The sequence below is a fragment of the uncultured Flavonifractor sp. genome (assembly GCF_944385615.1).
Taxonomy (GTDB): domain Bacteria; phylum Bacillota; class Clostridia; order Oscillospirales; family Oscillospiraceae; genus Flavonifractor.
In genome coordinates, this window is sequence record NZ_CALWXV010000023.1 from 20,502 (window position 1) to 38,517 (window position 18,016).

Sequence of the window (18,016 nt, forward strand, 5' to 3'; positions counted from 1 at the left end):
CCAATGGCCAAGTTTGTCACTGTGGAAGAGGCTGTGGCCCTCATCCCTGATGGCGCCACCATTATGTGCGGCGGCTTCATGGGCTGCGGCAACGCCCACAAGATCATTGACGCTCTGTCCAAGTCCGGCAAGGGCAACTTTACCCTTATCTCCAACGACGGCTCCATGCCTGGCGGTCCTCTGGGCGAGGACTACTACGGCGTCGCCAAGCTGATCCACAACAAGCAGGTCAAGCACCTGATCGCCACCCATGTGGGTCTGAATCCCGAGGTGGCCCAGCAGATGAACGAGGGCACCCTGAAGGTGGACCTGATCCCCCAGGGCTCTCTGGCTGAGATGATCCGGGCCGACGGCGCCGGTCTGGGCGGCGTGCTCACCCCCACCGGCGTGGGCACCATTGTGGAGGACAACAAGGACTTCTGCCTGGGCAAGCAGACCATCAACGGCCGGGACTACCTGCTGATGAAGACCGTCCACGCCGACGTGGCCATCATCTGCGGCCACAAGATCGACAAGGCCGGCAACGTGTGGTACAAGGGCACCACCCGCAACTTCAACCTGCCCATGGCCACCGCCGCCGATCTGGTCATCGCCGAGGCCGACCAGGTTGTGGAGATCGGTGAGATCGAGCCTGAGAACGTGCACACCTACGGCGTGTTCGTGGACTACGTTGTGGATGGAGGGAAAGCGTAATGGAAAAGTCTGAGATCAAGGGCTTTATCGCCAAGCGGGTCGCCAAGGAGCTGAAGGACGGCGACGTGGTCAACCTGGGTATCGGTCTGCCCACTCTGGTCCCCCACTATCTGCCCGAGGGCGTGAAGGTCACCCTTCAGTCCGAGAACGGCATCGTGGGTACCGGCACCGTTACCGATGAGAACAAGGACCCCCTGTACGTCACCGACGCCGGCGGCGCTCCCGCCGCTGTGGGCCCCGGCGGCGCTTTCATTGACTCCTGCTCCTCCTTCGGCCTGATCCGTGGCGGCCATGTGGACGCCACCATTCTGGGCGGCCTGGAGGTGGACGAGGAGGGTTCCCTGTCCAACTGGATCATCCCCGGCAAGAAGGTGCCCGGCATGGGCGGCGCCATGGATCTGCTGGTGGGCGCCAAGAACGTCATCGTGGCCATGGAGCACACCGCCAAGGGCAACCCCAAGATCCTGAAGAAGTGCCGTCTGCCCTACACTGCCGTCCACTGCATCACCAAGATCATCACCGAGATGGGTGTCATCAACGTGACTGACAAGGGTCTGGAGCTGGTGGAGTACAACCCCGAGTTCACCGTGGAGCAGATCCAGGCGGCCACCGAGGCCACCCTGATCGTCTCCCCCGACCTGAAGCCCATGTGCTGATCGGCAGCTCGTCATTACAAACGTCCCGCGGTTTTCCGCGGGGCGTTTTTTTGTGCCCCGCCGAAAACCGGAAGAAAAACGTCACACTTTTTTAAGAATCTCTCCCGCCCGGTCGTGTATACTGACTGTACTAAGATGTGTCATACACTTCTGGAAAGGAGATGCCAGGATGATCCAGCTGAATTACCGGGACGCCCGGCCCATCTATGAACAGGTCAAGGATGGACTGCGGCACCTGGTGGTGACGGGCGCGCTCCAGGCGGGGGACAAATTACCCTCGGTGCGGGCGCTGGCCACGTCGCTGGCCATCAACCCCAACACCATCCAGCGGGCCTATGAGTCCCTGGAGCAGGAGGGCTATCTGTATACCGTGGCGGGCAAGGGCTCCTTTGCCGCCCCCCAGGCCGATGTGAACGCCACCCGGCGGGAGCGGCTTTTGAAGGATTTTGACGCCTCGGCGGCGGAGCTGCTCTTTTTGGGCATGACGGCGGGCGAGCTGGCCCGCCGCCTGGATGAGGCCGCCGCCCTTCAGGCAGCCAGAGAGGAGAGGAAACCATGATCGAAGCCAAGAACGTGGTCAAGACCTTTGACGGCTTTCGGGCTCTGGATGGGCTGACCATGACGGTGCCCCAGGGGTCCATCTACGGCCTGGTGGGCCCCAACGGCGCGGGCAAGTCCACCCTGCTGCGCCATGTCACTGGGGTGTACCGGCAGGACTCGGGCTCGGTACTGCTGGAGGGCAACCCCATCTATGAAAACCCCGCCGCCAAGGCCCGCATTGCCGACATTCCCGACGAGCTGTACTACTTTTTGTCCGCCTCCACCCAGGACATGATGCGCTTTTACAAGGGCTTTTATCCCCGGTTTGACAAAGCCCGGTATGAGGCTTTGAAGGACGTCTTTACCAACGTGGACGAAAAGCAACCCATCCGCCGCCTGTCCAAGGGCATGCAGAAGCAGTCGGCCTTCTGGCTGGCCCTGTGCTGCCGCCCCGACGTGCTGGTGCTGGATGAGCCGGTGGACGGCCTGGACCCGGTGATGCGCCGGCAGGTGTGGTCCCTGCTGATGGGAGACGTGTCCGAGCACGGCACCACCGTGCTGGTGTCCTCCCACAACCTGCGGGAGCTGGAGGACGTGTGCGACCATGTGGGCATCCTGTCCCACGGCAAGGTACTCATCGAGCGTTCCTTGTCCGATTTGCAGGAAAACGTGGTCAAAATGCAGATCGTGTTCCAGCAGCGGGAGCTGCCCCAGCTGCCCGAGGATCTGGAAGTGCTCCATGTGTCCCAGGTGGGCCGCATCCATACCCTTATCATCCGGGGCAACGCCACCGACGTGACCAACCGGCTGGCGGCTTACGCCCCCATCCTGATGGACGCTTTGCCCCTGACCCTGGAGGAGATCTTTATTTATGAGCTGGGAGGTGAGGACTATGCGGTCCGGGACATCGTACTTTAATACCACCCTGCTGGGCAAAAACCTGGCCCGGTTCTGGCCCATCTGGGGGGTATACGCCCTGAGCTGGCTGCTGCTGCTGCCGGTGGGCATTCTGCTTCAGGCCGACTACTGGGACGCCATGCAGGCCCGTTCCTATCCGCTGGCCCTGGCCTCCAACGGCGGCTTTTCCCTGGTGCTGACCTTCCTCTTTGGTATTTTGTGCGCCATGGCGGTGTTCTCTTATCTCTACTCCGCCCGCTCTGTGGGGATGCTCCACGCCCTGCCCATGCGGCGGGAGGGGCTCTTCCTCACCAACTACCTGTCCGGCCTGCTCTTCCTCATCGTCCCCAACTTCGCCGTCTTTCTGCTGGCCCTGATAGCGGAGGCCCTCAACGGGGCGGTGGTGTTCAGCAGCCTTTTCGTCTGGCTGGTGGTCACCTGCCTGATGGCCTTTTTCTTCTACTCCTTCGCCGTGTTCTGCGGCATGTTTACCGGCCACATTCTGGCCCTGCCCGCCTTTTACTTTATCCTCAACTTCCTGGTCTACATGCTGACCTATCTGGTGGAGGGCATCGCCCGGCTGTTCCTCTATGGCTTTATTGGCACGGACTGGGCGGAGCGGTGGGCCACCTGGCTCACCCCGGCGCTGAAGATGAGCCAAAGCACCGGTATCAACTACAGCGGCGCGGATACCCACTTTTACGGCCTGGGGGTGGTGACCCTGTACGCCCTGGTGGGCGCCGTTTTTGTGGCCGTCGCCCTGGTGCTCTACCGCCGCCGCCAGCTGGAGCGGGCGGGGGACGTCATCACCGTAGGCTGGGTCCGTCCGGTGTTCCGCTATGGTGTGGCTCTGTGCAGCGCCATCGCCCTGGGCTTCTTCTTCTACAATATCTTTTACACCCTGCTCCCCCGAAGCGCCTGGACCCTGCTGATCTGGATGCTGCTCTGGGGCGCCGCCGGCTGCTTCATTGGTGAAATGCTGCTGCGCAAGCGGTTCTGGGTCTTCAAAGACAGCTGGAAGGGCTGCGTGGTCTTTCTGGCCTGTCTGGTGGTGTTCATCGGGGCTATGGAGCTGGACCTGCTCCGCTTTGAGCGCAAAGTACCCGCCGCCGATCAGGTCCAGGAGGTCTTTATCCATGGCGCCGACAGCGCCCCCTTTGACAGCGGTACCTATTTGAGTATGGACGTCTCCGACCCGGAGCAGATCCAGCAGATCCTGGACCTGCACACCGCCATCACCCAGCGAAAGGATGAGCTGGAGGCATGGCGCGCCGATCGCAGCGGAGACAGCTGGTCCACCACCCAGTCCGGCGTGGAGGTCATGACCGAGTCCTATACCGACCTGTGGCTGAGCTACACCCTTACCGACGGCTCGGTGCTGAAGCGGCAGTACACCCTGCCCATTCTGGCGGAGGAGCTGGAGGACCCGTCCAGTCCGTCCGCCCTGCTGAGCGACTTGATTAACCAGCCGGAGCTGGTATACAACTCCTACTTTGGCGGGATGGAGGGGGATGAGCGGTTGGTAGACGCCATTCTCATTAACCTGTACAACGAGGAGGATGACATCTACTACGACGAGCCTCTGCCCGCCGAGCTGCTGGAGCCCCTGCTGGAGGCCATCCAGACCGACATTCAGGAGGGCAATCTGGGTCGGCGCTACCTGCTGGAGGACCAGGAGCGGATGGAAAACTGCTGTTATGCCGACCTGGAGCTCACCTTCCGCAGACCTGCCTCCACCGACACAGCTACCCTTACCTCGGGTACGGCATCGGTTGACGGTCCCAGTGCCTCTGTGGAGGTGGATTCCACCTACAGCGTGACCATTACCCTGCAAAAGAGCGCCGTCCACACCCTGGAGGTGCTGAAGGACTACCCCAACGCCCAGATGTCCCTGTGGGAGATCCACAGCCAACCCTTGAACGAAGGGGAAAGCACCTTGCATTAACCACTCCAAGCCCCACAAGATCGTATCACAGCCAGCCGGGCGCGCCGTATCACACGGCGCGCCCGGCTGGTTTTGCTTGATTTCTGCCCTGCATGTGCTATCATGTTGGTAAGTAGCTCGGGAAGCAGGCGTGACCATGACCGGCCTGACCATCCACCGCCAGGGCCTGGCGCACAACATCCCCATTGCCCGGGAAAACGGCGGGGACGCTCCTGCCTCTCCCCCTGAAATCACACACAGAAAGGAATCCCGCCTATGAATGAACGCGCCGCCAAGGCAGGCGTCTGGGGGTATCTGCTCCTGACGCTGGCCAGCTTTGTCCTGTCCCTCTATTTCCTGCTGTTTTCCCGCCATGACGGCAGTCTCACCTTTGTACTTATCGCCGTGTGGCTGGGCTATCTGGTCTATTCCCTCTTCCGCAGCCTGGCCGACCTGCTGGGGCCCCAGCGCCGCACCGCCAACTTTACCCGGATGCTGGACCGCTGGCAGGATGCCTTCGGCAAACGCTCCAGCGCCCTGGCTCTGCTCACCTTTATGACCCTCATTGTGGGCGCGGTGAAGATCATCGTCCCCATTTTGATTATGCAGCTGTAACAAAGGAGGCTTTTTTATGTCTATCCTCATCCAAAACGGCACCCTGCTCTGTCCGGAAGGCCCGGTCCAGGCCGACCTGCGGGTGGAGGGAACCAAAATCACCGAAATAGGCCCCGCCCTCCCCGTGGGAGACAGCCAGGTCATTGACGCCGCCGGGAAGCTGGTCTTCCCCGGCTTCATCGACACCCACACCCATTTTGAGATGAACAAGGGCACCATCCGGGAGACCGCCGACAACTGGGAGAGCGGCACCCGGGCGGCTCTGGCCGGCGGCACCACCTGCGTGCTGGACTTTGCCGAGCCGGTGCGGGGGGATTCCCTCCAGTCCGCCCTGGATGAGTGGCACGCCCGGGCCGACGGCCACGCCAGCTGTCACTACGGCTTCCACATGACCATCAAGGACTGGGACCCCCGCATTATCGCCGAGATCCCCCAGATGACCGCCCAGGGGGTCACCTCCTACAAGGTCTATCTGGCCTACGCCAATATCCGCATCTCCGACAAGGTGGCCTACGAGGTCATTAAGGCCGTGGGCAAAGAGGGCGGCATTGTGGGCTGCCACTGTGAAAACGGCGACCTCATCGACGCCGCCATTGCCGAGCTGAAGGCAGCGGGCAAGCTCTCCCCCGCCAGCCATCCCCTGTCCCACACCGCCGTTATGGAGGCCGAGGCGGTGGACCGCTGGCTGGCCCTGGCCGAGCAGGCGGGCTATCCGGTGAATGTGGTCCACCTGTCCACCCAGCGGGGGCTGGAGGCCGCCCGGGCCGCCCGGGCCAGAGGCCAAAAGGTCTATCTGGAGTCCTGCCCCCAGTACTTTACCCTCACCGAGGACAAGTACCACCTGCCCGGCTTTGAAAGCGCCAAATATGTCTGCGCCCCGCCTGCCCGGCCCCAGAGCGACGTGGACGCTTTGTGGCAGGCCCTGGAGCAGGGGGAGATCGACACCATCGGCACCGACCACTGCTCCTTCAACTTCCACCCCACCAAGGAGCTGGGCAAGGAGGACTTCTCCGCCATCCCCGGCGGGATTCCCGGCACCGAGCACCGGCCCCCGCTGATGTACACCTACGGAGTCAAGACCGGCCGCATCACCCCCCATCAGATGATGCTGGCCCTGGCCCAGCATCCCGCCCAGCTCTTCGGTATGTTCCCCCAGAAGGGCGCTTTGCAGGTGGGCAGCGACGCCGATATCGTGATCTTCGACCCGGAGCACCCCTGGACCATCACCGCCGTCGCCCAGTACCAGCGGGTGGACTACACCCCCTATGAGGGTATGGAGATGGCGGGCCGCACCGACACGGTGCTGCTGGACGGTCAGGTGGCGGTGTCCGGCGGCAAGGTGGTCAAGGAGGGTCTGGGCCGCTATATGTCCCGGGGCCCCTCCCAGTTCTGGCGATGAAAATCGGCGCGGTGCTGCTGGCCTCCGGTCTGGGCCGGCGGTTCGGCTCCAACAAGCTGTTGACGGCGGTAGAGGGAATCCCCCTCTACCGCCGCGCCATGACCGCCCTGGCCGGGGCGGGCTTTGACCGGCTGGCGGTGTGCTCCCCCTATCAGGAGGTGCTGTCCGCCGGGGAGGCCCTGGGCTTTCTCCCCCTGTATAACCCGGACTATGCCCAGGGGATCTCCGCCTCGGTGCGGCTGGGAGCGGCGGGCATGTCGGGCATGGACGGGGCCCTGTTTTCGGTGTGCGACCAGCCTTTTTTGACCACGGAAAGTATTATAAGGCTGAAAAACGCCTTTGCGGAATCGAAAACTGCCATCTGCGCCCTGTCCTGGCAGGGGCAGCAGGGCAATCCCGTCCTCTTTCCCGCCGACCTGTTTGGGGAGCTGGCCGCCCTCACCGGGGACAAAGGGGGCGGCGTAATAGTCAAACGCCACCCCCACCGGCTGGTGTTGGTGGAGGCCGCCTCCCCCCGGGAGCTGGCCGACGTGGACACCCCGGCGGACCTGCCGGTACAGAAATAAGACTGGTAACTTTTTATAAATTCTTTTCATAAACGCGCCTTTTTTAAGTTTTCTTTCAGGTTGCCATCTCTCTTTCGGTATGGTATAATCTAGCTCACGAAATAAACGGCCTCCGTTTATTTCGCCTCCGCCTCTGTGGCGGCTGAAAAAGAAAGGATGGATAGACAGTATGAAGAAGCGCGTGATTACCCTGTTCCTGGCTCTGGCCATGGTGGTCAGCCTGGCCGCCTGCGGCGGCAACGGCGGCGGCAGCGATGTGGCCGGTACTTACAACCTGACCGAGATGAACGCCGGCGGTATCGCCATGAACATCGAAGAGCTCAGCGCCACCGCTGGTGTGGAAGTGAAGATCGTTCTGGACCTGAAGAGCGACGGCAACTTCTCCCTGGACATGAGCGCCCTGGACGCCAGCCAGAGCCTGTCCGGCACCTGGACTGCCGACGGCGACAAGCTCTCCCTCACCTCTGACGGTGTTACCACCAACGGCACCATCACCGGCACCACCATCGTGCTGGAGGAGAACGGCCAGACCATGACCTTCGAGAAGGGCTAATCCCCTATTTTCTCTTAGCCTGATATGCCCGGCGCGCCGCTTGTGCGGCGCGCCGCTTTTTTATCTTTATTTTTTCGAATATGGCCTGAAAAACGACAGGGGCCGGACGCCCGCTCTTGGCGTCCGGCCCCTGCCGAAGGAAAGAGGATACAATGAAATGAAAAGAAACTGTCTCTTGCAGGAATTATCATACCCAAGAGATGTTAACGAAAAAAACGGAAGGTGTTACAATTTCGTTAAATCTACAGGGATTTGTGTAAAGATCCTGTCAGGACGGAAAAAAGCAGAGCGGACAGCGTTGCGCTCGCTGTCCGCTCTCACGATTGGAGGATAGAATGAAAAGAAGCTTGTCTCTTGCAAGTGTTATCCTAACAAAGGGTTGTTAAAAAAGGTAGGGGCGTTTGTTACAAATCAATTAAATTACCGCAATCCCTGAAAAAAGGCCTGGAGCAGGGCGGTACATTCCTCCTCCAGCAGGCCGCCGTAGATGCGGGGGTGGTGGTTGAACCGCTCCTCAAACAGGTTGAGCACCGACCCGCAGCACCCGGCCTTGTCGTCCTTGGCCCCGTAGTACAGCACGGGAATTCGGGCGTTGACGATGGCCCCGGCGCACATGGGGCAGGGCTCCAGGGTGACGTAGAGGGTGCATCCGGTGAGCCGCCAGCCCCCCAGCGTGCGGCAGGCCTGGTCAATGGCCTCGATCTCGGCGTGGCCCAGGGCGGTGCGGGCGGTCTCCCGGCGGTTGCGGCCCCGGCCCACCACCATCCCGTCCCGAACGATGACGCAGCCCACCGGCACCTCCCCTTCCGCCATGGCCTGCCGGGCCAGCTCCAGGGCCTGGGCCATGTAGTCCTGGTGTTCCATATCCGCTCCTCCTTACTTGGCCGATTTCTCTTTTATTTGTTATAGCATAATTGACCAGGCTATGCTATACTATTTTAAGGAAACCTTACTTTTTTGCAGGTGATTCATTTGATCGAAATTTTTCTCATTGCCGTCAGTCTGGCCCTGGATGCCTTTGCCGTGTCGGTGTCCAGCGGCATCTCCATCCCCGGCTTCGGCGGCCGTCAGGCGGTGAAAATGGGGGTGTGGTTTGGCGGCTTTCAGTTTGCCATGCCCCTGATCGGCTGGTTTTTGGGCAGCAGCGTCAGCCAGTACATCGAGGCGGTGGACCACTGGGTGGCCTTCGGCCTGCTGGCCCTCATCGGGGGCCGGATGGTATGGGGCGCTCTGAAAGCGGGCGCGGGCGAGGAAGAGGAGGCCCCCCCGGACCTGTCCGCCAGACGACTGTGCCTGCTGGCCATCGCCACCAGCATTGACGCTTTGGCGGTGGGGGTGTCCATGGCCTTTATGAAAGTGGATATCCTGGTCTCCGCGCTGGTCATCGGCGTGGTGGCCTTTGGGCTGTCGGTGGTGGGCGGCCTGGTGGGCAAACGGCTGGGGGCCCTGTTCCAGCGGCGGGCCGAGCTGGTGGGCGGCCTGGTGCTGGTGGGCATCGGGATTAAAATTCTGGCCGAGCACACGATGGGAGGCTGAACCATGGGCATTTGGGACACCCTGAAGCTGGACCCGGACCGCCACCGGATGGTGGCCCTGGTGGGGGGCGGCGGCAAATCCTCCACCATGTACGCCCTGGCCCGGCAGGCGGCCGACAGCGGCAAAACGGTGGTGGTCACCACCACCACCCACATTCTCCCCCATCCCAAGCTCCCTCTCACCGGCGATCCCGCCGCCCTGCCCCACCTGCTGGCCAAGCACCGGGTGGTCACCCTGGGCCGGTACGACGCCCGGGGCAAGCTGACCGGGGCGGGCGATCCGGCGGATGATCTGGCGGCGGCCGACGTGGTGCTTATTGAGGCCGACGGGGCCAAGCTGCGGCCTTTGAAGGCTCCGGCGGACCATGAGCCGGTGATCCCCCCTCAGACCCATGCGGTCATTGGGGCGGCGGGTCTGGACTGTGTGGGCAAGCCCATCGGGGAGATCTGCCACCGGCCGGAGTGGGTGGCTGCCCTGCTGGGGACAGGCCTGGACCATATCCTCACCCCCGCCGACGTGGCGGCGGTGCTTGCCAGCCCCCAGGGCGGGCGCAAGGGGGTCTCCCCCGCCATGGCTTACCGCTGCCTGCTGAACAAGGCGGACGACGACCCCCGGCGGGCAATGGGGCAGGAAATTCAGGCGCTGCTGGCCCAACAGGGCATTTTCAGCGCCATCACCTACTATACAGAAGAGGAGCGGGGCGGACTATGCTTATTTTAGTGAAAGGCGCAGGCGATCTGGCCACCGGTACGGCGGTGCGGCTCCATCGGGCCGGCTTTTTGGTGGTCATGACTGACATTGCCCAGCCCACGGCGGTGCGGCGGACGGTGGCCTTCTCCCAGTGCATCTACGACGGCCATACCACTGTGGAGGGCATCACCGGCCGCAAAGCGGCGGACAGGGCCCAGGCGGAGGCCATTCTGGCCGCCGGGGAGATCCCGGTGCTGTGTGACCCGGAGGCCGCCATTCTGGGGCAGCTGCCCTTCACCGTGGTGGTGGACGCCATTCTGGCCAAGAAAAACCTGGGCACCGCCATCACCGACGCCCCCATCGTGCTGGCCCTGGGTCCCGGCTTTACCGCCGGGGTGGACTGCCACGGGGTCATTGAGACCAAGCGGGGCCACGACCTGGGGCGGCTCATTTTGGAGGGGGCGGCCATCCCCAACACCGGCGTGCCCGGCGACGTGGGGGGCTACACCAAGGAGCGCATCATCCGCGCCCCCGCCGACGGCCCCTTTGAACCGGTGGCCCAAATCGGCCAGCAGGTCAGCCTGGGAGATGTGGTGGCCAAGGTCAACGGCGTACCGGTGGCCGCCCAGCTCACCGGCATCGTCCGGGGGATGCTGCCCGCCGGTATCCCAGTGACGGCGGGGATGAAGTCTGGGGACATCGACCCCCGGTGTGAGGAGCGCCACTGCTTTACGGTGTCGGACAAGGCCCGGGCCATTGGCGGCGGCGTGCTGGAAGGCATTTTGTACTTTGGGAGGAAACTGTCACTGTGGAACGACTGATTTTGTGCGGCGGCGGCCATGTGTCGCTGGAGCTGGCCTGGATGGCCGCCCGGCTGGAGTTTGAGGTGGTCGTCCTGGACGACCGGACGGAGTTTGCCAACGAGACCCGGTTCCCCATGGCGGCGCAGGTGCTCTGTATGCCCTTTGAGGAGGCCCTGGACCAGCTGGGCAGCCGGGAGAGCGACTTTTACGCCATTCTCACCCGGGGCCACGCCTTTGACAAGGACTGTCTGGCCCATGTGTTGCGGGGCAAGTACGCCTATGCGGGGATGATCGGCAGCCGTACCAAGGTGGCGGCCGTGAACAAGGCCCTGCTGGAGGAGGGCTTTTCCCAGGAAATGCTGGACGGGGTGTATGCCCCCATTGGCCTGTCCATTGGGGGGCAGACCCCGGCGGAGATCGCCGTATCCATTGCCGCCCAGCTGGTGCAGGTGCGCTCCGCTCTGGGGCCCAACATGGTCAAGCCCCCCCGGGAGCCGGGGGTGCTGTGTACCATTGTGGAAAAGCACGGCTCTGCCCCCCGGGGTGTGGGCACCTGGATGCTGGTGCGGCCCGACGGCAGCTGCGCAGGCACCATCGGCGGCGGACAGGTGGAGTATACCGCCAAGTGCCACGCCCAAGAGCTGTGGCGCTCCGGCGGGACGGAGGAGGTCGTGGAGTACGACCTGTCCCACGCCGCCGCCGAGCTGGGCATGGTGTGCGGGGGCCGGGTGAAGGTGCGCTTCACGCCGCAAAACAAGTAAATGAGTACAGGCCGCCGGGCAGATGCCCGGCGGCTTTGTTATGTTCACTCCTTGACTGCCTCCCTTTTTCGGGCTATAATCTTCTACAGAAGAAGAACTTCTACAACAGAAGAATAAGGAGGTGTATGATATGAAACAGGAGATCCGCCGCCTGCCGGACAGTGAGCTGGAGCTGATGCAGATTATCTGGGCCCAGGAGCCGCCGGTGACCCGCACCGACATTGAGGGTGCGCTGCTAGGCGAGCACCCCCTGGCCCCCACCACCATCCTCACCTTTCTCACCCGGCTGTGCGACAAGGGCTTTCTGGCGGTGGAGCGCCGGGGCAAGGTGAACTATTACACCCCCCTTATCTCCCGGCGGGACTATCTGGCCCAGGCCAGCCGGGGGGTGCTGGACCGGCTCTTTGGAGGCTCGGTGGCTGCCCTGGCCACCTCCCTGGTGGACGCCGGGGTGAGCCGGGAGGAATTGGAGGAGCTGCGTAAGATGCTGGAGGAGGGACAACTATGACGCTGTCTGCAAGCTGGGTCTTCCGTATCATTCTCTCCCTGCTGATTGGGCTGGCCGTGGCCTTTGCCTTCCGCCAGGAGTGGCGCTATGAGCAGCAGGTGGCCCAAACCAGCTGCACCGCCCGAGAGGGGAAAAAACGAGACACCGTGATCTGGCTCTCCCCCTGGGTCCTTCCCATCCTCATCGCTGTTTTGTGGTTGGCCTCCCTCCTGTCTTCCGGTCCTGCTATCAGCACCGCCTTCCTGATGGAATCCTCCACCCAACTGGTGGCTTTGCTCACCCTGTACTTCGGGGTGCTGATGGTCCTGCTCCCACTGCTGCGGAAAACCATCTCCGCCCGGGCTTGCGCCACCTTGTGGCTGCTTCCGGTATTTGTCTACTATGGCCAGTGCGCCTTTCGCGGGTATGTGCCTCCGCTGGTGGTGCTCCGGGTTTCCCATGCTCTGGCCTCTCTTTTACCGTGGCTGTGGATGTTTGGCTTTGGCGCGGTTTTGCTATGGCACCTGATTTCCCATTTCCGGTTTCGCCGGATGATCCTGAAAGAGGCCCAACCCGTGGAGGTGCAGGAAGTCAAGGACCTGTGGCGGGAGGAGGAGCGTCTGGTTCTGCTGAAGCGGCACATTCCTCTGTTAACCAGTCCGGCCATCTCATCCCCCCTGACCATTGGCCTGTTCAACAAAACCATGCGCACGGTGCTGCCGCAGCGGTCCCACACCCTGGATCAGTACCGGCTGATTTTCCGCCATGAACTCCACCACGTCCAGCGGCGGGACGTGGATACCAAGTGCTTTTACATCTTTTGCAAAGCCCTTTGCTGGTTTAATCCCCTAGTGTGGATAGCCCTGAAAAAGGCCTCCGCCGATCTGGAGCTATCCTGCGACGAGATGGTGGTATGTGGAGCTGGGGACAAGACCCGTCAAGAATATGCCTTGCTCCTGCTGGAGACAGCAGGAGACGAGCGGGGCTTCACCACCTGTCTGTCCGCCTCGGCCAAAGGGCTGCGCCACCGGCTGCAAGGGGTGGTAAAGCCTCAAAAGCGATCCTCCGGCACCTTTGTGTTGGGGGCAATTATGGTGGTGCTGATGTTGTGCTCTGGCTTTTTATCGGTCAGCAGCACCTACGGCACGATAGAAGAAGTGCTGCTGGCCCCCTACGGAACGGTGACGGTGGACTCTGTCTCGTTACAAACGGATGATGTTGACCTGTACCGAGCCGATCTCTCTCCCCAGGTCCGGGAGGAGCTGCTGGATTATCTGTCTGCCCTGCCGGTGACCAAACTGGCCACTGGACAGGATCTGCCCAAAGATGAGGAGCGGCGTCTGTCTCTCTTTCTCTCCGACTACCAGCTGTATCTGGAGCTGACCGACGGCTTGTGTACCCTTACTCCTATGAATCGGCCCCACACCCCGGTATTGTACCGCCTGGACGAGCCGGTGGACTGGGGTGGGCTGCTGGCACTGATAACATAACAAAACCTGCCCCGGCGCGTATGCGCCGGGGCAGGTTTTTAAAATATTTACCGTTCCTCCCGGAAATAAGGCAGACCCAAAGAATTGGGCGGCTGCTTGTCTTTGCTGTTGCGCAAAGAGGTAAAGATCAGCACGATCACCGTCACCACATAGGGCAGGATCTTATAGATCTCATCGGGGATAAAGCCCAGGTGGAGCCGCTGGTACAGGATCATCAGCGCCCCGAACAGGATGGAGCCCCAGATGGCGTTGAGGGGCCGCCACAGGCAGAAGATGACCAGCGCCACCGCCAGCCAGCCCTCGCCGGACAGGGCCTCATGGTTCCACACGCAGCTGGCGATGGTCATGATGTACACCATGCCGCCGATGGAGGAAATGCCGCCGCCGATGACGGTGGCCAGGTATTTATAGGCGGTGACGTTGATGCCGGCGGCGTCGGCGGTGGCGGGGGACTCACCCACCGCCCGCAGATTCAGGCCCGCCCGGCTCTTGTTCAAAAACAGGTGCATCCCCACCGCCAGAATCAGCCCCAGGTACAGAAAAATGCTGTGACCAAAGAGCAGCGGTCCCACCACCGGCAGCTGCTGCAGCGCCGCCGGGAAGGGAGAATTGAGGAACACCGCCTTCAGATCGTTGCTCACCGCCACATAGCCGCCAGAGGTCACCCGCATATACTCGCCTATGAACTGACCCGCGCCGGTGCCGAAGATGGCCAGGGCCAGGCCGGTGACGTTCTGGTTGGCCCTGAGGGTGATGGTGAGGAAGGAGTAAATGAGGGCTCCGATGGCGCCCCCCAGGAAGGCGAAGAACAGGGCCAGGATGACGGCCAGCACCCCGATGGTGCCGCCGGCGGCTTCATAGTAGAAGGCGGCGCCCAGGCCCATGGCCCCGCCCATAAACATCATGCCCTCCACGCCCAGGTTCAGGTTGCCCGCCTTTTCCGACAGGATCTCACCCAGGGTACCAAAGAGCAGGGGCACGCCGTTGAGGACGGCGGCCATGATGAGGAGCAGCACCGCGTTTTGATTGATCATACCTTTGCCCCCTCCTTATGGCCGCCCCGGACGATCAGGCGGTAATTGATGAAGAACTCGCAGCCCAGCATACAGAACAGGAAAATGCCGGTGATGATATCAGAGATGGAGGCGGGGACATTGAGCTGGGTCTGAAGGGTGTCGGCCCCCTTGTCCAGCACCGCCAGCAGCACGGAGATACCCACCATGGCGAAGGGGTTGAGCTGGGCCAGCCAGGCCACGGTGATGGCGGTAAAGCCCACCCCGGCGGCCACTCCGGCGTGGAGGGTGTTGTCCGCACCGGAGGCCACAATAAAGCCCACCAGACCGGCCACCGCGCCGGAGAGGAACATGGTGCGCATGATGATCTTGCCCACGTTCATCCCGGCATACCGGGCGGTCTTTTCGCTCTCGCCGATGACGGCGATCTCATAGCCCTGCTTGGTATACTTCATATAGAAGAACATAGCCACCGTCAGAATGAGCACGATGATCCAGCCGCAGTGGACCCCCAGCACCTTGGGCAGCACGGCGGCATTGTCAAACTGGGGAATGATCTGGGAGCCGGGACGGCCCTCCCAGGGGCCGCCCTGGAGCCACTTCACCACGCCGATGATGATATAGTTCATCATCAGGGTGAACAGAGTCTCGTTGGTGCCCCAGCGGGCCTTGAAGAAGGCGGGCACCAGGGCCCACAGGCCGCCGCAGATGGCTCCGGCCACCGCCATGACCACCAGCAGCACCGGACCGGGCAGCTTGTCCGCCCAGAAGAGGGCGAAGTAGCTGGCCCCCACGGCCCCGGCGGTGATCTGGCCCTCGGCGCCGATGTTCCAGAACTTCATCTTGAAGCAGGGGGCGATAGCCAGGGCGGTGCCCAGCAGGGGGATGGCGATTTTCACGGTCTGGCGAATGGCGGTTTTTTTGCCCAGAGAGCCGGTGAGCATGGTGCCGAAGGCTCCAAAGGGGTTGTGGCCCATCACCAGAAAGATCAGGGCGCTGATAAGGATGGCCGCCAGGAAGGAGGCCCCCCGGATGGCCCACACCTGGCCCCGGGGCATGGCGTCCCGCTTGGCCAGACGGATCAGGGGCGTATGGGATTCATGCATCTTGTTGTGCCTCCTTTCCCCCGCCTACCCGGGTCATGAGCAGGCCCACTTCCTCCTTGGTGGCGGTAGGCCCGTCCACAATGCCGGACACCTGGCCGCCGCACAGCACCAAGATGCGGTCGCACAGCTCCAGCAGCACGTCCAGGTCCTCGCCCACCAGCAGCACCGCCACTTCCTTCAGCTTTTGCTCATTGAGCAGGCGGTAGATGGTGTAGGAGGAGTGGATATCCAGGCCCCGGACGGGATAGGCAGTCATGAGCACCGTGGGGGTGGAGGCAATCTCCCTGCCCACCAGCACCTTCTGCACATTGCCGCCGGACAGCCGCCGCACCGGGGTGGACACCCCGGGGGTGACGATTTCCAGCTCGTCAATGAGCTGTTCGGCCAGAGCCTTGGGGGCCTTCCGGTCCACCAGGGGGCCGGGGGTATCCTTGTAGGTCTTGAGCATCATGTTGTCCACCATGCCCATGCCCCCCACCAGACCCATGCCCAGCCGGTCCTCGGGCACGAAGGCCAGGGACACCCCCACCTTGCGGATTTGGCCGGGGGTCTTGCCCACCAGCTCCTCCCCCGCTTTGTCCACCGGCACATGGTGGCCGGCAATATCGCTGTTGGGGTGAGGCGGATAGTAGAAGATGTGGCCGCTCTCCGCCTTCTGCAATCCGGCGATGGCCTCCAGCAGCTCCTTCTGCCCCGAGCCGGCGATCCCGGCGATGCCCAAAATCTCCCCGCCGAAGGCCTGGAAGGAGATATCCTTCAGCACCGGCAGGCCCTCGCTGCTCAGGCAATTGAGGCCCTTGACCTCCAGCCGCAGGTCCTTATACTTGGCCTCCGGCCGGTCGATGTTGAGGGTAACGGCGTGGCCCACCATCATCTCGGTGAGCTTCTGGGGGTCGGTGTCGGCGGTGTTGACGGTGCCGATGTACTTGCCCTTGCGGAGCACCGCCACCTTATCGGACAGGGCCATGACCTCGTGGAGCTTGTGGGTGATAATGACGATGGCCTTTCCGTCGGCCTTCATGGCCCGGAGAATGGCAAAGAGCTTGTCGGTCTCCTGGGGGGTGAGCACGGCGGTGGGCTCGTCCAAAATCAAAATTTCCGCACCCCGGTAGAGTACCTTGACGATCTCCACCGTCTGCTTTTCCGACACCGACATGTCGTACACCTTTTTGTTGGGGTCGATGCCGAAGCCGTACTTGTCGCTGATGGCCTGGACCTTGGCGGCCACCGCCTTGCGGTCGTGGCCCTCCCCCTTCAGGCCCAGGGCGATATTTTCGGCGGCGGTGAATACCTCCACCAGCTTGTAGTGCTGGTGGATCATGCCGATGCCGCAGGCAAAGGCGTCCTTGGGGGAACGGATGGCGGTGGGCTTGCCCTCCACCAGGATCTCCCCCTCGTCGGGCAGGTAGATGCCGGAGAGCATATTCATCAATGTGGTTTTGCCGCTGCCGTTCTCTCCCAGCAGGGAGAGAATCTCCCCCCGGTTGATGGTCAGATCGATGCTGTCATTGGCCACCACCTTGCCGAAGCGTTTGGTGATGTGCCTGAGTTCGATGGCATGGACAGGTTCCAAGGCTGTCATCCTTCCTGTAATCAGACGTGGTTTACAGCGATACGGGATATGGGGCGGGTCGGCCCCTCCCCCATTTCCCGGGAAAGACGGAAAAGAGGGCTGCTGGTGCAGCCCTCTTTTGGGTCAAGGTCATCAATAGGCGGAGTTGAGCCACTCGATGCCGTCGATCTGCACGGTGAAATAGGGCGCAGACTGGAAGTAAGACTCGTGGAAGGCCCCGTCAAACACGGCCTCCTCAGAGTCGGCCACAAAGTCGCCGTCGGTATCCAGAGCCAGGCAGGTGGTGAGCTCAGCGCCCTGAACGGTGAAGGTGGTGGTATCAAAGACCTGCAGCTCACCGGAGCGGATCTGCTCCTCCACCTCGATCAGCTTCGCGGCGGTGCCCTCGGCGGCGATATCCTCGTTGAGGTCGGTCATGACCACGGCACCCTCGTCCATGCCATGGCACCAATCCTGGTCGAAGGGCTGGTCGTTGGCCACGGCCTCGATGGCGTACTCAAAGTACACGGACCAGTCGATGCGGGTGCCGATGAGGGAGGCATCAGGAGCCACGGAGATCATGTCGTTGTTGTAGCCGGTGTGGAAAGCGCCGTTGTTCTGGGCGGCGGTGGCGGGGGTGGTGTTGTCGGAGTGCTGAGAGATCATGACGCACCCGGCGTCGCACAGGGCCTGGGCGGCGTTGCCCTCCTCAGAAGCGTCAGACCAGGAGCCCAC

General features: G+C 62.4%; 21 protein-coding genes. 16 read left to right on the forward strand and 5 right to left on the reverse strand.

The window, feature by feature from the left end; all coding sequences use genetic code 11:
- Nucleotides 1-3: 3 nt before the first annotated feature.
- The 10 genes from Q0J75_RS07530 to Q0J75_RS07575 all read left to right on the forward strand — a co-directional run bounded on the left by Q0J75_RS07530 (nucleotide 4) and on the right by Q0J75_RS07575 (nucleotide 7,843).
- Nucleotides 4-693: a CoA transferase subunit A gene (locus Q0J75_RS07530; protein ID WP_297199023.1), complete on the forward strand. Its 690-nt coding sequence runs from the start codon at nucleotides 4-6 to the stop codon at nucleotides 691-693.
- Nucleotides 693-1,349, forward strand: coding sequence for a 3-oxoacid CoA-transferase subunit B (locus Q0J75_RS07535; RefSeq protein WP_297199026.1), 657 nt, complete (start codon nucleotides 693-695; stop codon nucleotides 1,347-1,349). Before Q0J75_RS07530 ends, Q0J75_RS07535 begins: the two co-directional genes overlap by 1 nt.
- A gap of 169 nt (nucleotides 1,350-1,518) precedes the next feature.
- The gene (locus Q0J75_RS07540) at nucleotides 1,519-1,908 is read left to right on the forward strand and encodes a GntR family transcriptional regulator (protein WP_297199029.1); all 390 of its coding nucleotides are present in this window, start codon (nucleotides 1,519-1,521) and stop codon (nucleotides 1,906-1,908) included.
- On the forward strand, nucleotides 1,905-2,807 hold the full coding sequence (locus tag Q0J75_RS07545; protein WP_297199032.1) for an ABC transporter ATP-binding protein: 903 nt from the start codon (nucleotides 1,905-1,907) through the stop codon (nucleotides 2,805-2,807). Before Q0J75_RS07540 ends, Q0J75_RS07545 begins: the two co-directional genes overlap by 4 nt.
- Nucleotides 2,782-4,731 (forward strand): ABC transporter permease, encoded by a 1,950-nt coding sequence (locus Q0J75_RS07550; protein ID WP_297199035.1) that lies wholly within the window; start codon nucleotides 2,782-2,784, stop codon nucleotides 4,729-4,731. The genes Q0J75_RS07545 and Q0J75_RS07550 overlap by 26 nt, the downstream gene beginning before the upstream one ends.
- A gap of 130 nt (nucleotides 4,732-4,861) precedes the next feature.
- Nucleotides 4,862-4,990, forward strand: a complete 129-nt coding sequence (locus Q0J75_RS07555) for a hypothetical protein (protein ID WP_297199038.1) — start codon at nucleotides 4,862-4,864, stop codon at nucleotides 4,988-4,990.
- Nucleotides 4,987-5,325 carry a hypothetical protein gene (locus Q0J75_RS07560; RefSeq protein ID WP_297199041.1) on the forward strand — a complete coding sequence of 113 codons (339 nt, stop codon included), beginning with the start codon at nucleotides 4,987-4,989 and terminating at the stop codon, nucleotides 5,323-5,325. Before Q0J75_RS07555 ends, Q0J75_RS07560 begins: the two co-directional genes overlap by 4 nt.
- Nucleotides 5,326-5,341: 16 nt before the next feature.
- Nucleotides 5,342-6,724, forward strand: a complete 1,383-nt coding sequence (gene hydA, locus Q0J75_RS07565; protein ID WP_297199044.1) for a dihydropyrimidinase — start codon at nucleotides 5,342-5,344, stop codon at nucleotides 6,722-6,724.
- Entirely contained in the window at nucleotides 6,721-7,290 is a 570-nt protein-coding gene (locus Q0J75_RS07570; RefSeq protein ID WP_297199048.1) for a nucleotidyltransferase family protein, read from the forward strand. Before hydA ends, Q0J75_RS07570 begins: the two co-directional genes overlap by 4 nt.
- Nucleotides 7,291-7,459: 169 nt before the next feature.
- Nucleotides 7,460-7,843 carry a lipocalin family protein gene (locus tag Q0J75_RS07575; RefSeq protein ID WP_297199051.1) on the forward strand — a complete coding sequence of 128 codons (384 nt, stop codon included), beginning with the start codon at nucleotides 7,460-7,462 and terminating at the stop codon, nucleotides 7,841-7,843.
- 420 nt (nucleotides 7,844-8,263) lie between these two features.
- On the opposite strand, the gene Q0J75_RS07580 is transcribed toward Q0J75_RS07575, so the two are convergent.
- On the reverse strand, nucleotides 8,264-8,707 hold the full coding sequence (locus Q0J75_RS07580) for a nucleoside deaminase (protein ID WP_297199054.1): 444 nt from the start codon (nucleotides 8,705-8,707) through the stop codon (nucleotides 8,264-8,266).
- 99 nt (nucleotides 8,708-8,806) lie between these two features.
- Between Q0J75_RS07580 and Q0J75_RS07585 the strand changes: the two genes are divergently transcribed.
- The 6 genes from Q0J75_RS07585 (at nucleotide 8,807) to Q0J75_RS07610 (ending at nucleotide 13,610) form a co-directional block, all read left to right on the forward strand.
- On the forward strand, nucleotides 8,807-9,379 hold the full coding sequence (locus Q0J75_RS07585; RefSeq protein WP_363315720.1) for a manganese efflux pump MntP: 573 nt from the start codon (nucleotides 8,807-8,809) through the stop codon (nucleotides 9,377-9,379).
- A gap of 3 nt (nucleotides 9,380-9,382) precedes the next feature.
- The gene (gene yqeC, locus Q0J75_RS07590) at nucleotides 9,383-10,099 is read left to right on the forward strand and encodes a selenium cofactor biosynthesis protein YqeC (protein WP_297199057.1); all 717 of its coding nucleotides are present in this window, start codon (nucleotides 9,383-9,385) and stop codon (nucleotides 10,097-10,099) included.
- Nucleotides 10,087-10,890, forward strand: a complete 804-nt coding sequence (gene yqeB, locus Q0J75_RS07595; RefSeq protein ID WP_297199060.1) for a selenium-dependent molybdenum cofactor biosynthesis protein YqeB — start codon at nucleotides 10,087-10,089, stop codon at nucleotides 10,888-10,890. The genes yqeC and yqeB overlap by 13 nt, the downstream gene beginning before the upstream one ends.
- A complete protein-coding gene (locus Q0J75_RS07600) occupies nucleotides 10,878-11,633 on the forward strand; it encodes an XdhC family protein (protein WP_297199063.1) in 756 nt (251 codons plus the stop codon). The genes yqeB and Q0J75_RS07600 overlap by 13 nt, the downstream gene beginning before the upstream one ends.
- A 130-nt stretch (nucleotides 11,634-11,763) precedes the next feature.
- Nucleotides 11,764-12,141 (forward strand): BlaI/MecI/CopY family transcriptional regulator, encoded by a 378-nt coding sequence (locus tag Q0J75_RS07605; protein ID WP_297199066.1) that lies wholly within the window; start codon nucleotides 11,764-11,766, stop codon nucleotides 12,139-12,141.
- Nucleotides 12,138-13,610, forward strand: coding sequence for a M56 family metallopeptidase (locus Q0J75_RS07610; RefSeq protein ID WP_297199069.1), 1,473 nt, complete (start codon nucleotides 12,138-12,140; stop codon nucleotides 13,608-13,610). The genes Q0J75_RS07605 and Q0J75_RS07610 overlap by 4 nt, the downstream gene beginning before the upstream one ends.
- A 47-nt stretch (nucleotides 13,611-13,657) precedes the next feature.
- Here the strand turns inward: Q0J75_RS07610 and Q0J75_RS07615 are convergent, their stop codons facing one another.
- From Q0J75_RS07615 to Q0J75_RS07630, 4 genes are all read right to left on the reverse strand, one after another.
- On the reverse strand, nucleotides 13,658-14,644 hold the full coding sequence (locus tag Q0J75_RS07615; protein WP_297199073.1) for an ABC transporter permease: 987 nt from the start codon (nucleotides 14,642-14,644) through the stop codon (nucleotides 13,658-13,660).
- Entirely contained in the window at nucleotides 14,641-15,729 is a 1,089-nt protein-coding gene (locus Q0J75_RS07620; RefSeq protein ID WP_297199076.1) for an ABC transporter permease, read from the reverse strand. Before Q0J75_RS07620 ends, Q0J75_RS07615 begins: the two co-directional genes overlap by 4 nt.
- Nucleotides 15,722-17,302: an ABC transporter ATP-binding protein gene (locus Q0J75_RS07625; RefSeq protein ID WP_297199079.1), complete on the reverse strand. Its 1,581-nt coding sequence runs from the start codon at nucleotides 17,300-17,302 to the stop codon at nucleotides 15,722-15,724. Before Q0J75_RS07625 ends, Q0J75_RS07620 begins: the two co-directional genes overlap by 8 nt.
- A gap of 132 nt (nucleotides 17,303-17,434) precedes the next feature.
- The coding region (locus Q0J75_RS07630; protein WP_297199082.1) for a BMP family ABC transporter substrate-binding protein at nucleotides 17,435-18,016 on the reverse strand (582 nt) is incomplete at its 5' end.

Bases quoted from the DNA above. Each gene is read 5' to 3' on its own strand.
- Q0J75_RS07620 (WP_297199076.1), bottom strand. From the start codon at position 15,729: ATGCATGAATCCCATACGCCCCTGATCCGTCTGGCCAAGCGGGACGCC.
- Q0J75_RS07545 (WP_297199032.1), top strand. From the start codon at position 1,905: ATGATCGAAGCCAAGAACGTGGTCAAGACCTTTGACGGCTTTCGGGCT.
- Q0J75_RS07560 (WP_297199041.1), top strand. From the start codon at position 4,987: ATGAATGAACGCGCCGCCAAGGCAGGCGTCTGGGGGTATCTGCTCCTG.
- Q0J75_RS07550 (WP_297199035.1), top strand. From the start codon at position 2,782: ATGCGGTCCGGGACATCGTACTTTAATACCACCCTGCTGGGCAAAAAC.
- Q0J75_RS07610 (WP_297199069.1), top strand. From the start codon at position 12,138: ATGACGCTGTCTGCAAGCTGGGTCTTCCGTATCATTCTCTCCCTGCTG.
- Q0J75_RS07615 (WP_297199073.1), bottom strand. From the start codon at position 14,644: ATGATCAATCAAAACGCGGTGCTGCTCCTCATCATGGCCGCCGTCCTC.
- Q0J75_RS07530 (WP_297199023.1), top strand. From the start codon at position 4: ATGGCCAAGTTTGTCACTGTGGAAGAGGCTGTGGCCCTCATCCCTGAT.
- Q0J75_RS07575 (WP_297199051.1), top strand. From the start codon at position 7,460: ATGAAGAAGCGCGTGATTACCCTGTTCCTGGCTCTGGCCATGGTGGTC.
- Q0J75_RS07540 (WP_297199029.1), top strand. From the start codon at position 1,519: ATGATCCAGCTGAATTACCGGGACGCCCGGCCCATCTATGAACAGGTC.
- yqeC (WP_297199057.1), top strand. From the start codon at position 9,383: ATGGGCATTTGGGACACCCTGAAGCTGGACCCGGACCGCCACCGGATG.
- hydA (WP_297199044.1), top strand. From the start codon at position 5,342: ATGTCTATCCTCATCCAAAACGGCACCCTGCTCTGTCCGGAAGGCCCG.
- Q0J75_RS07570 (WP_297199048.1), top strand. From the start codon at position 6,721: ATGAAAATCGGCGCGGTGCTGCTGGCCTCCGGTCTGGGCCGGCGGTTC.
- Q0J75_RS07605 (WP_297199066.1), top strand. From the start codon at position 11,764: ATGAAACAGGAGATCCGCCGCCTGCCGGACAGTGAGCTGGAGCTGATG.
- Q0J75_RS07580 (WP_297199054.1), bottom strand. From the start codon at position 8,707: ATGGAACACCAGGACTACATGGCCCAGGCCCTGGAGCTGGCCCGGCAG.
- yqeB (WP_297199060.1), top strand. From the start codon at position 10,087: ATGCTTATTTTAGTGAAAGGCGCAGGCGATCTGGCCACCGGTACGGCG.
- Q0J75_RS07535 (WP_297199026.1), top strand. From the start codon at position 693: ATGGAAAAGTCTGAGATCAAGGGCTTTATCGCCAAGCGGGTCGCCAAG.